Annotated in this window: 14 protein-coding genes; 5 read left to right on the top strand and 9 right to left on the bottom strand. The window is 61.2% G+C overall.

Annotation, left to right across the window (positions count from 1 at the left end):
* Positions 1-202 precede the first annotated feature (202 nt).
* The 3 genes from HKK53_RS27550 (at position 203) to HKK53_RS27540 (ending at position 2958) form a co-directional block, all read left to right on the top strand.
* Positions 203-1525 carry an MFS transporter gene (locus tag HKK53_RS27550; RefSeq protein WP_169373363.1) on the top strand — a complete coding sequence of 441 codons (1323 nt, stop codon included), beginning with the start codon at positions 203-205 and terminating at the stop codon, positions 1523-1525.
* Between the two features lie 320 nt (positions 1526-1845).
* The gene (locus HKK53_RS27545; protein WP_169373362.1) at positions 1846-2100 is read left to right on the top strand and encodes a hypothetical protein; all 255 of its coding nucleotides are present in this window, start codon (positions 1846-1848) and stop codon (positions 2098-2100) included.
* Positions 2101-2328: 228 nt separating this feature from the next.
* Positions 2329-2958: a flavin reductase family protein gene (locus tag HKK53_RS27540; protein WP_169373361.1), complete on the top strand. Its 630-nt coding sequence runs from the start codon at positions 2329-2331 to the stop codon at positions 2956-2958.
* 1 nt (position 2959) lies between these two features.
* Here the strand turns inward: HKK53_RS27540 and HKK53_RS27535 are convergent, their stop codons facing one another.
* Together HKK53_RS27535 and HKK53_RS27530 are read right to left on the bottom strand one after the other, a co-directional pair.
* Positions 2960-3190, bottom strand: coding sequence for a hypothetical protein (locus HKK53_RS27535; protein ID WP_054045089.1), 231 nt, complete (start codon positions 3188-3190; stop codon positions 2960-2962).
* Between the two features lie 43 nt (positions 3191-3233).
* Positions 3234-3587 carry a putative quinol monooxygenase gene (locus HKK53_RS27530; RefSeq protein ID WP_169373360.1) on the bottom strand — a complete coding sequence of 118 codons (354 nt, stop codon included), beginning with the start codon at positions 3585-3587 and terminating at the stop codon, positions 3234-3236.
* A gap of 334 nt (positions 3588-3921) precedes the next feature.
* Between HKK53_RS27530 and HKK53_RS27525 the strand changes: the two genes are divergently transcribed.
* Complete coding sequence (locus HKK53_RS27525; protein WP_149657937.1) at positions 3922-4851, top strand: AraC family transcriptional regulator; 930 nt, start codon at positions 3922-3924, stop codon at positions 4849-4851.
* Positions 4852-4885: 34 nt separating this feature from the next.
* Here HKK53_RS27525 and HKK53_RS27520 read toward each other — a convergent pair whose 3' ends face one another.
* The 6 genes from HKK53_RS27520 to HKK53_RS27495 all read right to left on the bottom strand — a co-directional run bounded on the left by HKK53_RS27520 (position 4886) and on the right by HKK53_RS27495 (position 12323).
* On the bottom strand, positions 4886-5941 hold the full coding sequence (locus HKK53_RS27520; protein WP_169373359.1) for an ABC transporter ATP-binding protein: 1056 nt from the start codon (positions 5939-5941) through the stop codon (positions 4886-4888).
* 15 nt (positions 5942-5956) lie between these two features.
* A complete protein-coding gene (locus tag HKK53_RS27515; protein ID WP_169373358.1) occupies positions 5957-6805 on the bottom strand; it encodes an ABC transporter permease in 849 nt (282 codons plus the stop codon).
* Positions 6802-7713, bottom strand: coding sequence for an ABC transporter permease (locus HKK53_RS27510; protein ID WP_169373357.1), 912 nt, complete (start codon positions 7711-7713; stop codon positions 6802-6804). The genes HKK53_RS27515 and HKK53_RS27510 overlap by 4 nt, the downstream gene beginning before the upstream one ends.
* Positions 7714-7918: 205 nt before the next feature.
* Complete coding sequence (locus HKK53_RS27505) at positions 7919-9022, bottom strand: ABC transporter substrate-binding protein (RefSeq protein WP_169373356.1); 1104 nt, start codon at positions 9020-9022, stop codon at positions 7919-7921.
* Positions 9023-9240: 218 nt separating this feature from the next.
* Positions 9241-10689 (bottom strand): aldehyde dehydrogenase family protein, encoded by a 1449-nt coding sequence (locus HKK53_RS27500; RefSeq protein ID WP_169373355.1) that lies wholly within the window; start codon positions 10687-10689, stop codon positions 9241-9243.
* Entirely contained in the window at positions 10686-12323 is a 1638-nt protein-coding gene (locus tag HKK53_RS27495; RefSeq protein WP_169373354.1) for a 5-guanidino-2-oxopentanoate decarboxylase, read from the bottom strand. Before HKK53_RS27495 ends, HKK53_RS27500 begins: the two co-directional genes overlap by 4 nt.
* 159 nt (positions 12324-12482) lie before the next feature.
* Between HKK53_RS27495 and HKK53_RS27490 the strand changes: the two genes are divergently transcribed.
* The gene (locus HKK53_RS27490; RefSeq protein WP_169373353.1) at positions 12483-13364 is read left to right on the top strand and encodes a LysR substrate-binding domain-containing protein; all 882 of its coding nucleotides are present in this window, start codon (positions 12483-12485) and stop codon (positions 13362-13364) included.
* 129 nt (positions 13365-13493) lie between these two features.
* Here HKK53_RS27490 and HKK53_RS27485 read toward each other — a convergent pair whose 3' ends face one another.
* A complete protein-coding gene (locus HKK53_RS27485) occupies positions 13494-14108 on the bottom strand; it encodes an NAD(P)-dependent oxidoreductase (RefSeq protein ID WP_169373352.1) in 615 nt (204 codons plus the stop codon).
* Positions 14109-14179 lie beyond the last annotated feature (71 nt).

Genomic DNA, 14179 nt, shown 5'->3' with positions numbered 1-14179 from the left:
ATCGTTCCCACGCTCCGCGTGGGAACGATCTTTTCGGCGGTTATCCGCTTATCTCCGGCCACCAATAAGCGGATTTCCGCTCATAAAAGCCTGCCACCCCCCTCTAAACCGGCCCTCCGCCCCTTGGCACACCTCCTGCTATAGCCCTTGCAGGCTGCGTTTACACGCGCTCCACAAAAACAATTAAACGAAGGATCCTTCAATGGATAACTCCAACGCCCTGCCTCTTGGGTCGGCCGCTGCGCCTGCCAAAGAAAGAACCACCGCCAGCCGGATCAAATCGATCTTCAGCGGCTCGGTCGGCAACATGGTCGAGTGGTACGACTGGTACGTCTACGCCGCGTTCTCCCTGTACTTTGCCAAGTCCTTCTTCCCCGCCGGTTCCTCCACCGCACAGCTGATGAACACCGCCGCGATCTTCGCCGTGGGCTTCCTGATGCGTCCGATCGGGGGCTGGCTGATGGGCCTCTACGCCGACCGCGCCGGTCGTAAACGGGCATTGATGGCTTCGGTGTATTTGATGTGCTTCGGCTCGCTGCTGATCGCCCTGAGCCCCAACTATGAAACCATCGGTATCGGCGCGCCGATCCTGCTGATCTTCGCCCGTTTGCTGCAAGGCCTGTCGGTCGGTGGCGAGTACGGCACCTCGGCGACGTACCTCAGCGAGATGGCGACCAAGGAACGTCGCGGTTTCTATTCCAGCTTCCAGTACGTGACCCTGATCTCCGGCCAGCTCATTGCCCTGGCGGTGCTGATCGTGCTGCAACAGACCCTGACCACCGAACAGCTGTACGCCTGGGGCTGGCGCATCCCGTTCGCCATCGGCGCGCTGTGTGCGGTCGTGGCGCTCTACCTGCGTCGTGGCATGGAAGAGACCGAGTCGTTCAACAAGGTCAAGAAAGAGAAGAAAGAAAGCGCCATGCGCACGCTGATGCGCCATCCGAAGGAACTGATGACCGTGGTCGGCCTGACCATGGGCGGCACCCTGGCGTTCTACACCTACACCACCTACATGCAGAAATACCTGGTGAACACCGTCGGCATGAGCATCACCGACTCCACCAGCATCTCGGCGGCCACGCTGTTCCTGTTCATGTGCCTGCAACCGATCATCGGCGGCTTGTCGGATAAGGTCGGGCGTCGGCCGATCCTGATCGCCTTTGGTGTACTGGGCACGCTGTTCACCGTACCGATCCTGACCACCCTGCACACCATCCAGACCTGGTGGGGCGCGTTCTTCCTGATCATGGCGGCGCTGATCATCGTCAGCGGCTACACCTCGATCAACGCAGTGGTCAAAGCCGAACTGTTCCCGACCGAGATTCGGGCTCTGGGCGTTGGCCTGCCGTATGCGCTGACCGTGTCGATCTTCGGCGGCACCGCCGAATACATCGCGCTGTGGTTCAAGAGCATCGGCATGGAAACCGGTTACTACTGGTATGTCACGGCGTGTATCGCCGTGTCATTGCTGGTGTACATCACCATGAAAGACACCCGCAAACATTCGCGGATCGAGACGGACTAAGTCCCGCTGCAACACCAATAAAGGGCAGACCCGAACCAGGTCTGCCCTTTTTTATGGGCGAAGGGTTTGTATGAAAAATCTGTCACCCAGGCAGCGAATTGATTAATCACCGGTTAATGCCCGGAACACATCCTGTCCCTGTCTGATCGATGCATTGCGATGTGCTCACTCGAACCTTGAAAGCGAGAACGCCTCACGGCCTTAACATCAATTTAATCGATAGTTACTAGCATTAATTTGCGCTTTTTAATCAATTTATCGAGCGTAAGATAAAACCCATACCCAAGGCACACAACGCCAACGAACCCGGAGTAACCGCCATGAAAACCCGACTGATCCTCGCCCTGACCCTTTCCGTACTGGCCGGTGGCGCCTTCGCCGCCGATGGCTATGACCGCACCGGCTCCGCTGTAGCTGCCGACGGTTACGACCGCACCGGCTCGGCCACTGTTGCAGCAGATGGGTACGACAAAACCGGCTCCGCTACTTTTGCTGCTGACGGCTACGACAAAACCGGCTCCGCCACCTTCGCGGCTGACGGCTACGATCGCACCGGCTCGGCTTCCATCAGCTAACCCCCAAACGCGGCATCACAGCCCGGCTTCGGCCGGGCTTAGTCGTTTCTGGGAGACGGTAAAATGTCAGCCTCCACATTCCCTGTAGGAGCGAGGCTTGCCCGCGAAGGCGGCCGGTCTGACACCTCAACGTTGAATGTGCCGCCGCATTCGCGGGCAAGCCTTGCTCCTACAGGGTCGCGCTTGCACTATGCGTTTATCCCGAACATCGCCCCAGGAACCCCAAGCATGCCCGACGACATCCACTACTACGAACCCGCCAACGGCCACGGCCTGCCCCATGACCCGTTCAACGCCATCGTCGGCCCGCGGCCCATCGGCTGGATTTCCTCGCAGGACGCCAACGGCCAGCTGAACCTGGCGCCTTACAGCTTCTTCAACGCGTTCAACTACATTCCGCCGATCATTGGATTTTCCAGCGTCGGGCGCAAAGACAGCCTGAACAACATCGAACAGACCGGCGAGTTCGCCTGGAACCTCGCCACCCGGCCACTGGCCGAGCGGATGAACCAGAGCAGTGCCATGGTCGCGCCTGACACCAACGAATTCGAACTGGCCGGACTGACAGCCGCCCCGTCGACAATCATCCAGGTGCCACGGGTCGCCGAAAGCCCGGTGTCCTTCGAATGCAAGGTTACGCAGATCATTCAGTTGCAACGCGCGAACGGCGATGTGGTGCCGAGCTGGCTGATTCTCGGCGAAGTGGTCGCCGTGCATATCGCCAAGTGGCTGTTGAAGGATGGGGTGTACGACACCGCCGCGGCAGAACCGATTCTGCGCGGCGGCGGGCCAGCGGATTACTTTCAGCTGGGGCCAGAGGCATTGTTCAAGATGCATCGCCCAGGGGCGAAAAAATAACTTACCAGAGCAGGTCAGCGTCTTCTTTGACGTCTTTGAGGCGGGTCAGCTCTTTGGCGGCGGCCAGATCGGCTTCGTTGGCCGTCTTGAAGATTTGATCTTCAAGCACTTTATGAAAGCGTGGCGCACCGGTGCCACCGATGGCTTTGACGGCGATCGCGGCGTGGTAACCACCCTCGCCCGGTACTACAGCGGAAACAGCTTCAAAATGATCAAAGGCTTTGCGTGCCATGGTCGCGCATCCTGGCTAAGTTGAGATTGCCGCCATTAAACCCTCAACCGACCAGTTTGTGCACCTGTGCTTTGGTCTGACCGAGCGCCTGAGCCGCCGAGACGTCCTTGAACGTGTGGAAATCCAGGCTGTTGACCACCAGGTCCTGCACCAGATCGGCAAAGATCTGCATGGCGGGGGTGCTGAAATACGCGGTCATCGCCTGTTGATGGGTCCAGAAACCGGACACCAGCCACAGGTCGGGATCGCATTGCGAATGTTGCAGGGCAAAGCTCAGGCAACCACTGGCCGAACGGGATGGCTCGATCAACGCGCTCAGGCGTGCACCGAGTTCCGCCGAACGCCCGGCGCGAGCACGAACAAAGGCCATATGACTGACGGGAATCTGCGTAGACATGTTCAACCCTCCCAAGGAGTTGCGTGGCAGCCAGGGACGGGCTGCGACAGGATCCAAGGTTAGGCGGCGTGCCGCTGTTGCCGTTAGTCGATTCCTGCCAGCTTGTTGCACAATCCTGCGAGGATGCGTTAATCGCCCTGAAAGCCGGCCCGGGCCTGCTTCGACGATGACCGGGGGGTTTCAAGCAAGTTTCAGGGCGGCGACGGGGTTACAGCCATGTCGCCCATCAAGCCAATGCAGAATCAGGCAAGCATCAGGCAGGATGTGTCTACCGCTTTGCCTTGCACAAACTTAAGCTCTGCCCATCAACAACGCCTCACCGAGGATGTCCTGCATGTCGTCGTTCGATCACTTTGAAGCCCCGCTGGATGCCGACATGGAGAAACAGCGCGAGGAACTGGCTGCGATCATCCGCCGCAACACCACGGAGGATGGCAATTACGCCACTGCCGTCGATTCGTTGATCATGTCGCGTCACAGCCAGACCCATCAGTTTGCCCCGGTGCTGGCGCAACCGGCGCTGTGCATCATGGCCCAGGGGCGCAAGGAAGTGCGGTTGGCCGATGAGGTGTTCAATTACGACCCGCTCAATTACCTGGTGGTCTCGGTCTCGATGCCCGTGAGCGGGCGCGTGGTGACTGTCACCTCCGAGGAGCCGATCCTCTCCGTGCGGCTGGACATCGACCCGGCGGAAATCACCGCGCTGATCGCCGACGCCGGCCCCATGGGCGTGCCGACCCGGCCCACCGGGCGCGGGTTATATGTCGAACGGCTGGATGCGGCCATGCTCGACGCGGTGCTGCGTCTGACCCGTTTGATCGACACGCCCAAAGACATCGCCATGCTCGCGCCGCTGATTCGACGGGAGATTCTCTATCGTCTGTTGCGCAGCCAGCAGGGCCATCGCCTGTATGAAATCGCCATCGCCAACAGCCAGAGCCATCGCATCAGCCAGGCGATCAAATGGCTCAACGGCCACTATGAGCAACCGTTGCGTATCGATGATCTGGCGAAGGAAGTGAACCTGAGCGTGTCGACCCTGCATCACCGCTTCAAGGCGATGACGGCGATGAGTCCGTTGCAGTATCAGAAGCAACTGCGCCTGCAGGAAGCGCGGCGCCTGATGCTCGCCGAAGGGCTGGAAGCGTCGGCGGCTGGGTATCGGGTCGGGTATGAAAGCCCGTCGCAGTTCAGCCGCGAATACAGCCGGTTGTTCGGGGCGCCGCCGTTGCGGGATCTGGCGCGGATGCGCTTGACCGTTTAACACCGCCCTCGCTCCTACAGGTTTGACGGTGTACTCAGGCGCTGAGTACCCGGCAAGCTTCTGCCGGCAACGTCACCGAAACCGGATTCCCGATACTCAACCCAAACCCCTGACACGGCGTGCTCAACGCGGTAAACGACACTCCGGAACACTCCACCGTCGTTTCAATCGTCGCACCGATGTCTCGCACAAACGTCACCTTGCCCAGCAACCGATTCCCCGCCGTCGCCTGGGGCTGCGACAGTTGCAGGTCCTCTGGGCGAATCAGCATCTTGATCTTCTCCCCCACCACAATGCTGCTGCAGATCGGCACTTCCAGGGCATCGCCGCCCGGCAATCCAACCTTGCCGTTGCCCAGCGCGGTAGCCGGAAAAATGTTGCCCGAGCCGATAAAGTCCGCGACAAATTCATTGGCCGGGTGCCGGTAGATTTCAATCGGCGTGCCCACCTGCTGCACCTTGTGCTCACCCAACACCACGACGATATCGGCCATGGTCATCGCCTCACGCTGATCGTGGGTCACCATGATCGTGGTGATGTTCAGGCGTTGTTGCAGTTGACGAATTTCCACCTGCATCGATTCACGCAACTTGGCGTCCAGTGCCGACAACGGCTCATCCAGCAGCAGGATTTTCGGCCGCGAAGCAATCGCCCGGGCAATCGCCACCCGCTGACGTTGCCCGCCGGACAGCTTCGCCACCGGGCGATCAATCATTTCCTTCAGCTGAATCAGCTCCAGCAACTCCACCACCCGCGCCTGCTGATCGGCCTTGCTCACGCCACGCAGTTTCAGCGGGTAAGCGATGTTCTCCCCCACGGTCATGTGCGGAAACAGCGCCAACGACTGAAAGACCATGCCGAAGTTACGCAGGTGCGCCGGGGTATGGCCGATGTCTTCACCGTCCAGGCGAATCTCGCCGCCGGACAGGGTTTCGAGCCCGGCGATCATCCGCAGCAGTGTGGTTTTTCCGCAGCCCGACGGGCCGAGGAAACACACCAGTTTGCCCTCGGGCAAATGCAGGTTTACATCCTTTACCGCGCAGGCCGAGCCGTAGTGTTTCTCGACGTTTTCCAGAATCAGACCAGTCATGTTGCACCTCAAGAATCAGAACGAAACGCCACCTTCACCGACCAGCTTCTCCAACGCCCAGATCAGGACGAAGTCGATCAGCACGATCAGCACGGCAAACGAAAATACGGTTGGGTCGAGCGAAGACACGGTGCGGCTGTACATCCAGATCGGCACGGTCATGACGTCGATGGTGTAGAGGAAATAGGTCACGGTGAATTCGTTGAACGAGACGATGAACGCCAGCAGCATCCCTGCCAGGATTCCCGACTTCATCAACGGCACCACCACGTCGATAATCGCCCGGGTCGGCGAGGCGCCGAGCATCTGCGCCGCCTCTTCGACTTCGCTGCCGATGGAGAGCATTGCTGCGGTGCAGTTCTTCACCACAAACGGCAAGGCGAGGATCACGTGGGCAATCACCAACCGCGACGTGGTGATCTGGAACGGCAAGCTGTCGAACACCAGCAGCAACGCCAGGCCCAGCACCACCATTGGGAACACCAGCGGCAATGACATCAATTGCAGGGCCACGGCTTTGCCACGGAACTCGCAACGGGTCAGCGCGTAAGCGGCCGGCACCGCGATGAGGGTGGCGAAGACCATGGTCAGGCACGCGACCATCAGGCTGGTGGACATGGCTTTACCGAGGCTCAGCACGTCGCTGGCGTCCGGCGAAACAAAGGTGTGCCAGGCCGCGCGATACCATTGCAGGCTATAGCTGCTGGGCGGGAAGTCGAGGTTCGACGCGCCGCTGAACGACATGACGATCATGGTCAAAATCGGCAACACCGCGAGCAGCAGAATGAAGCCCGAGAGGATGCCGGCGAACTTGCCGGTCTCGCCCGGCAACAGCCCATAACGTTTTTTGGTCAGGGTGCTCATTGCGAAGCCTCCAGCATGCGCCGGCGACGGCCGGTGATGTATTCGGACAAGGTCATGATCGCCAGTGTGGTGACGATCAACACCACCCCGGCAGCGGAGGCGGCGGGCCAGTTCATCAGCGGGGCGATCTGGTCATGCACCATCACCGCGAGCATCGGCACCCGGCGACCACCGAGCAGCAAGGGCACGACGAAGCTGCTGGCGTTGTAGGCGAACACCAACGTCGCGCCAGTGATGATCCCCGGCAGACTCATCGGCAACACCACTTGGCGGAACACCTGGAAGCGACTCGCACCGAGGGTCGCGGCGGCTTCTTCATAGGTGCGCGCAACGCCACGCATGGCGCTGGCAATCGGCAGCACGGCCAATGGAAACGCGGTTTGCACCAGCCCCATCAGCACGCCGTTCTGGTTGTAGAGCAGCATGATCGGGCGCTTGATCAGACCGAGCCCCATCAGTGCCTGATTGAGCATCCCGGCCGGACCGAGAATCACCAGCCAGCCGTAGCTTTGCAGCAGCAGGTTGACCAGCAACGGCAGCAGCACCGCCGCGAGAAAGATCCGCCGCAGAAACGGTGAGGTCAGCCGCGACATGGTGTACGCCACCGGGATCGCCAGCAGCACCGCGATCACTGCGCTGAACAACGCCAGGCGCAGGGTCAGCATCAGGGATTTGAGGTAGTAGGGTTCCAGCAACTGCGCGTAACTGGCGAGGCTGAACCCGCTCCATTCCGCGCCTTTGGTGCCGACGCTCATGCGCAGTACCAGGAGGCTGGCGGCAATCAGCACGCCGAGAAACAGCATCGACGGCGACAGGAAAAGCCAGGCGCGGGCAGTCGGCGACACGCCACGGCGCGACAGCTTCGGCGTGGTGGCGAGCGGATGAGTCAAAGGTGGTTGGTGTTCCATAGCAAGGGTCTCGTCAATGGAAAGCAGCAAGACTGCGATTTGAGTAACCCTGTGGCGAGGGAGCTTGCTCCCGCTGGGTCGCGAAGCGGCCCCAATCAATCACCGCGTCGATACAGAAAGGGTCGCGGTGTCCGGTTGTACGGCTGCTGCGCAGCCGAGCGGGAGCAAGCTCCCTCGCCACAAAAGGATCTTCAAACCTCAGAAATCAGGAAGAAAAGATTTCCGTGTAACGACGAATCCATTGGTCATGCACGCTGGCCAGGAAGGCGTTGTCGTGCATGATCGCCTTGTCGGCAATCTGCTCTGGCGTGAGGATGAACGGGCTCTTGCGCGCTTCGGCGGAGATGATCGCCTTGGCGTTGACCGGGCCGTTGTAGATGTCTTCGGCCATCTTGCCCTGCACCAGCGGGTCCAGGGAGTGGTTGATGAAGGCGTAGGCCAGGTCGGTGTCGCCGGGGCGATTTTTTGGCATCACCGAGAGCATCAGGTCGGTGTAGAACCCTTCCTTCATGCCGAAGGTGGCGCCGAGGCCGTAGTTCGGATCGCGAATTTGTTTCGGGAAAAACGCCGGCGCGTACAGGCCGCCCATGTCCAGGGAACCGGTGCGGAACAGCTCGGCGATCTGGTTCGGGTTTTCACCCAACGTGACCACGCGGTCCTTCAACTCGGCGAGTTTCTTGAAGCCCGGCTCGATGTTGTGTTCGTCACCACCGGCCAGTTTGGCGGCGATGATGATCAGGTCCATCGCTTCGGTCCAGTTCGGCGGCGGCAGGAAAATGTTCGGCGCCAGGTCGGCATCCCACAGCGCGGCATAACTGGTCGGCGCTTCGGTCTGGGTGCGAGTGCTGTAGACCAGGCTGTTGCACCACAGCAGGTAACCGATGCCATGACCGTTGGCGCCAGTGCGGTATTTCTCCGGCACGTCCACCAGGTTCGGGATGCGGTTGAGGTCGGGTTTTTCCAGCAGATCGGCAGCAGCCAAACCTTCAGCGCCGACGCCGGCCAGGGTGATGATGTCGTACTGCGGACGATCACCGCCGGCCTTGAGTTTGGCGACCATTTCCGAGGTGCTGCCGGTGCGGTCGGCGATGACCTTGCAGCCGTACTGGGCTTCGAAGGTCGCCGCGATATTGCGCAGTGCCGCCAACCCGGTGTCATCGGACCAGGTCAGCAGACGCAGGGTCTTGCCCTGGAAGCGGGTGTCGCTGGCATTGGCACGGATGAAGGGCATGCTCATGGCCGCCGCTGCAACCGAAGCCACGCCCACGGTTTTGATGAATTGCCGTCTGTTCAGATCATGCTGGCCCATGAAGGACTCCCTTTGTTTTTGTAGGTATGAGGTTGGTCGCAACCGTTGCATCCGCCCGTTCAAATCAGCTCGAAGCCCCCGGTTTCACGGGGCTTTAGCTGAGCCGACGGGTTCATCCTGAGGTCGTGCAAAACACCTGACTATCGATAAAAACTCATTGAAGCCATGACGCCAGCGCATGCCTCAGAACGAGGCATGCGCTCACCTTTTTCGAGCGCTCAGACGGCCCGGATCACGTGTTTGATTTCCTGGAAAGCCTGCAAACCCCACGGCCCCAACTCGCGGCCGAGGCTGCTCTGCTTGTAGCCACCCCAGGCGGTCTGCGGGAAGATCACTTGCGGCGCGTTGATCCACACCAGGCCCGCCTGCAAGGCGTTGGCGACCCGATCGGCGGCTTCGTTGTCGCGGCTGACCACACTGGCCACCAGGCCAAACTGGCTGTCGTTGGCCAGGGCAATCGCCTCGGCTTCGGAGGCGAAACTGCGCACGCAAATCACCGGGCCGAAAATTTCTTCACACCACAGCGCACTGTCGAGGGGCACGTCGGTGAAGATCGTTGGCTGCAAAAAATAGCCGCGCGGCAGGTCCGCCGGACGATTGCCGCCGCAGATCAGCTTGGCGCCGATGCTCAAACCGCGATCGATGTGACCAAGCACACGCTGGTACTGCGCCTGATTGACCAGAGCGCCCATTTCCACGTTCGGGTCGAACGGGTCGGCCACGCGAATCGCTTCGGCGCGGGCCTGCAAACGGATGAGGAATTCATCGGCCAATTCATCGGCGACCAGCACACGGCTGGTGGCGGAACACATCTGCCCGGCGTTGAAAAAACCGCCGCCACAGGCCACTTCCACGGCCAGGGCGATGTCGGCGTCTTTCAACACCAGCAGCGAGGATTTGCCGCCCAGTTCCAAGCTCACACCCTTCACGGTTTCGGCGGCGCGCTGCATGACCTGAACGCCCACTGCGTTGCTGCCGGTGAAGGAAATCTTGGCGATGCGCGGGTCGGCGGACAGCGGCGCGCCGACCGCCAGACCGGTGCCGCAGACCAGGTTGAACACGCCTTTGGGCAAACCGGCCTCGGCGATGATCGCCGCCAGTTCCAGCTCCGGCAGCGGCGTGACTTCGGACGGTTTGAGCACCACGCAGCAACCGGCGGCCAGGGCCGGGGCGAGCTTCCAGGCCGTGGTGACCATCGGAAAATTCCACGGCACGATCAGCCCGACTACGCCGCACGGTTCACGGCGCAGGCGTGCGCTGAAGTCGTCGGTTGGCAATTCCACGTTGCTGTCTTGCCTGGCATCGAGCCCTTCGGCCAAACCGGCGTAGTACTCGAACGTGGCGATCACGTCGTCAACGTCAATGGCCGCTTCGAACAGTGGTTTGCCGTTGTTGCTCGACTGCAAATGCATCAGTTGTTCGCGACCGGCCTGCACGCCGGCGGCGATGCGACGCAGGATCGCGCCGCGTTCGCTACCGGTGGTTTTCGACCAGTCAACGAAGGCTTGGGTCGCAGCGGTTATGGCTTGATCGACGGCTTTTTCATCGCCGCCATTTACGGTGGTCAACAGGGCTTCGGTGGCCGGGTTGATCACGCGCAGGTGTTCGCTGCCAGCGGACCATTGGCCGTCGATGTACAGACCATCCAGCGTTGTGGGGAAGCTCATTTCGACACCGCCTTCATCCACTGGGTCTGATCGATTTCAATCAGGGTCGGGCCCTGGCGATCCGTGGCGGCGCGCAGTGCGCTGCGCAGTTGCTCGACACCGTTGGCCGCTTCAGCCGCACAGCCGAGGGCCTTGGCCACGCCGATAAAGTCCGGGGTGTAGATGTCCACGCCCACCGGCTCAATGGCGCGGTTGACCATGTACTTTTTGATTTCTTCGTAGCCCTGGTTATTCCACAGCAGCACGATCACCGGCGTGCGCGCTTCCACGGCGCTGGCCAGTTCCGGCAGGGTGAATTGCAGCCCGCCGTCACCGATCAGGCACACCACCGGAGGACGCGAACCGCCCTCGACGCTGCCGCCGAGCCATGCGCCAATCGCCGCCGGCAAGGCGTAACCCAACGTGCCGTAACCAGTGGACGAGTTGAACCAGCGGCGCGGACGCTCCGGGTTGAAGGTCAGGTTGCCGGTGTACACCGGTTGGGTCGAATCGCCGACGAACACCGCGTCCGGCAACTCGTGCAGCACGGTTTCGAGGAAACGGGTCTGGGCCAGGGTCGGCGCATCCCACGTTGCGGCCAACGCTTCACGCAACCGCGCGGCGCGGACCTGACCCCAATCGTTGCGGCGCTCGGCCAACGACTTGTGCGACAACGCAGCGAGTAAGGCTTGCGCGGCGTTGCGCGAGTCGGACACCAGCGCCACGTGCGGCGGGTAGTTGCGCACGGTCTGGTCGGGGTCGATGTCGACGCGCAGCAGTTTGCCGGGGATCTCGAAGCCGCCGGCGAAGGTCACGTCGTAATCGGTTTCGGCCAGTTCGGTGCCGATGGCCAGTACTACGTCGGCCTCGGCGACCAGGGCGCGAGTGGCGACCAGACTTTGGGTCGAGCCGATCAGCAGCGGATGATTGGATTCGAGCATGCCTTTGGCGTTGATCGTCAGCGCCACTGGTGCGTCGAGCAACTCAGCCAGTTCTGTCAGTTCTGCGGCAGCGTCAATTGCACCGCCACCGGCCAGGATCAGGGGGCGTTTGGCACCGGCCAGCAGTTCAGTCATGCGAGACACGGCAGACGGCGAAGCACCGGCGCGGTCGATGTTAACCGGGACGCTGGCGAGCAAGTCGTCAGCCTCTTCGACCAATACGTCCAACGGAATTTCGATGTGCACCGGGCGCGGACGCCCGGCCTGGAACAGCGCAAATGCTCGGGCCAACACGCCCGGCAATTCCGACGCCGACATCAGGGTGTGGGAGAACGCCGCCACGCCGCCGACCAATGCGCTCTGGTTCGGCAGCTCATGCAACTTGCCGCGACCGCCGCCCAATTGGTTGCGGGTCTGCACGCTGGAAATCACCAGCATCGGGATCGAATCGGCATACGCCTGACCCATCGCGGTGGTGATGTTGGTCATGCCCGGGCCGGTGATGATGAAGCACACACCCGGCTTGCCGCTGGTGCGCGCATAGCCGTCGGCCATGAAACCGGCGCCCTGTTCATGCCGCGGCGTGACGTGGTTGATGCTCGAACGGGCCAGCCCGCGATACAGCTCCACGGTATGCACCCCGGGAATGCCGAACACCTGCTCGACCCCGTAGTCTTCGAGTAACTTGACCAATACTTCGCCGCACGTCGCCATGTCTTTGCCCTTCTTGTTCGTTTGAGACGCCGGGCCTGCGCAGTGTTTATGATGCGTAGGCAAGCCCAGGGATGGCCTCATTGGAACGGGCGACACGTAGCCGCAACAATGGATAAAAAGTCATACTAGCCATGTCCTCACGTCATACCTTGGGTCCTCATGAAACGACTGCCTCCCCTGCCCGCCCTGCACACTTTTCTGATCACGGCACAGTGCTGCAACTTCACCCGGGCGGCTGAGCAGTTGCATATCACCCAGGGCGCGGTGAGCCGGCAGATCGCCGGGCTGGAAGATCACTTGGGCTATGAACTGTTCATTCGCCAGGCCCGCGGCCTCGATCTGACGGCTGAAGGGCGGGAGTGGCTGCCACGGGTGCAGCAGATTTTCGGCCTGATCGGCGAGGCGGTGGAGCAGATCGGCGCCAAGCGCGAAACCCTGCAACTCAAAGCCCCGACCTGTGTCATGCGCTGGTTGTTGCCGCGTTTGATGCAGTGGCAAAAGGAACGCCCGGACGTGCCGGTGGAACTGACCACCACCGTCCGGCACGGCGTGGATTTTCATCGTGAGCAGTTTGATGCGGCGGTGGTTTATGGGGTTCCGCCGGATACTTCGCTGGCGTCCCATCGGCTGTTTGACGAGCAACTGACGCCGGTGTGTTCCAAGCCCTATCTCGAAGGACCGGTGCCGTTGCAGGCGCCGGAGGATCTGGAGCAACACATGCTGCTGCACCCGACCCGCGATGAACGGGACTGGAAAGCCTGGCTGGCCTCGGCGGATGTTTATTTGAGCAATGTCGGCAAAGGTCAGCATTTTGAAACGCTGGATTTGGCGATGTCGATGGCGTCCCAAGGGACGGGTGTGGCGATTGGTGATTGGTCGTTGATCGGCGATGACCTGAGCGCCGGGCGGCTGGTCATGCCGTTTGAGTTGAAGGTGAAGACCGGGCTGGCGTATTACCTGGTGCTGCCGCAGAAGCCGGCACCTTCGCCGAAGTTGCAGGAATTGTTGGGGTGGTTGGTGGAGCAGGCTCAGACGCGGTGATGATCGTTCCCACGCTCCGCGTGGGAATGCAGCCCGGGACGCTCCGCGTCCCATCCAGAGCCGAACGCGGAGCGCCCGTTGAGGCATTCCCACGCAGAGCGTGGGAACGATCAGCAACGATCAGTGGGCTCAGTAACCGACGGCAAACCGCTGCCGCGAATGCTTCGGCGCTTCCACTTCATCCAGCAGCGCAATCGCGTAATCGGCGAATGTAATCCAGCTCCGACCTTCCGCGCTCACCAGCAAATCATCCTTGCCGATCCGAAACGTGCCAGTGCGCTCCCCTTCGACAAACTCCGCCGACGGCGACACAAAAGTCCAATCCAGCTCCTGCTCCTGACGCAGATTCTCCAGGAACAACGCCCCGGCACCGGCCTCGGCCTTGTACTCCTCGGGAAAGCCTTCGCTGTCGATCACACGAGCGCCATTGGGCAGCAACAACGAACCGGCACCTCCCACCACCAACAGCCGTTTAACCCCGGCCTTCTTCACCGGCCCGATCACGGCGCTGGCCGGCAGGGTCGAGAAGTGCGCGGCACTGATCACCACGTCATGCCCGGCGATGGCGGCTTGCAAGGCTTGGGCATCCAGCGCATCGACATTCTGGCTGACCACACCGGCACGCTGGCCGATCTTCGAGGTATCGCGGGCGATGGCGGTAACGCTGTGACCACGACGCAGGGCTTCTTCCAACAGTTGGCTACCGGCACGACCGGTGGCACCGATGATTGCGATTTTGCTCATGACGTTCTCCAGTTGGCTTGAATGTATCTGTAGATCGTTCCCACGCTCTGCGTGGGAATGCCTCAACGGAC

The sequence above is a fragment of the Pseudomonas sp. ADAK7 genome, from assembly GCF_012935675.1.
In the GTDB taxonomy this organism is placed as follows: domain Bacteria; phylum Pseudomonadota; class Gammaproteobacteria; order Pseudomonadales; family Pseudomonadaceae; genus Aquipseudomonas.
The sequence above is the reverse complement of the archived record's forward strand: the minus strand, read 5'-3'. Positions and strand labels throughout refer to the sequence as shown.

Coding starts and splice junctions, on each gene's coding strand:
- HKK53_RS27550 (WP_169373363.1), top strand. CDS start 203: ATGGATAACTCCAACGCCCTGCCTCTTGGGTCGGCCGCTGCGCCTGCC.
- HKK53_RS27545 (WP_169373362.1), top strand. CDS start 1,846: ATGAAAACCCGACTGATCCTCGCCCTGACCCTTTCCGTACTGGCCGGT.
- HKK53_RS27540 (WP_169373361.1), top strand. CDS start 2,329: ATGCCCGACGACATCCACTACTACGAACCCGCCAACGGCCACGGCCTG.
- HKK53_RS27535 (WP_054045089.1), bottom strand. CDS start 3,190: ATGGCACGCAAAGCCTTTGATCATTTTGAAGCTGTTTCCGCTGTAGTA.
- HKK53_RS27530 (WP_169373360.1), bottom strand. CDS start 3,587: ATGTCTACGCAGATTCCCGTCAGTCATATGGCCTTTGTTCGTGCTCGC.
- HKK53_RS27525 (WP_149657937.1), top strand. CDS start 3,922: ATGTCGTCGTTCGATCACTTTGAAGCCCCGCTGGATGCCGACATGGAG.
- HKK53_RS27520 (WP_169373359.1), bottom strand. CDS start 5,941: ATGACTGGTCTGATTCTGGAAAACGTCGAGAAACACTACGGCTCGGCC.
- HKK53_RS27515 (WP_169373358.1), bottom strand. CDS start 6,805: ATGAGCACCCTGACCAAAAAACGTTATGGGCTGTTGCCGGGCGAGACC.
- HKK53_RS27510 (WP_169373357.1), bottom strand. CDS start 7,713: ATGGAACACCAACCACCTTTGACTCATCCGCTCGCCACCACGCCGAAG.
- HKK53_RS27505 (WP_169373356.1), bottom strand. CDS start 9,022: ATGGGCCAGCATGATCTGAACAGACGGCAATTCATCAAAACCGTGGGC.
- HKK53_RS27500 (WP_169373355.1), bottom strand. CDS start 10,689: ATGAGCTTCCCCACAACGCTGGATGGTCTGTACATCGACGGCCAATGG.
- HKK53_RS27495 (WP_169373354.1), bottom strand. CDS start 12,323: ATGGCGACGTGCGGCGAAGTATTGGTCAAGTTACTCGAAGACTACGGG.
- HKK53_RS27490 (WP_169373353.1), top strand. CDS start 12,483: ATGAAACGACTGCCTCCCCTGCCCGCCCTGCACACTTTTCTGATCACG.
- HKK53_RS27485 (WP_169373352.1), bottom strand. CDS start 14,108: ATGAGCAAAATCGCAATCATCGGTGCCACCGGTCGTGCCGGTAGCCAA.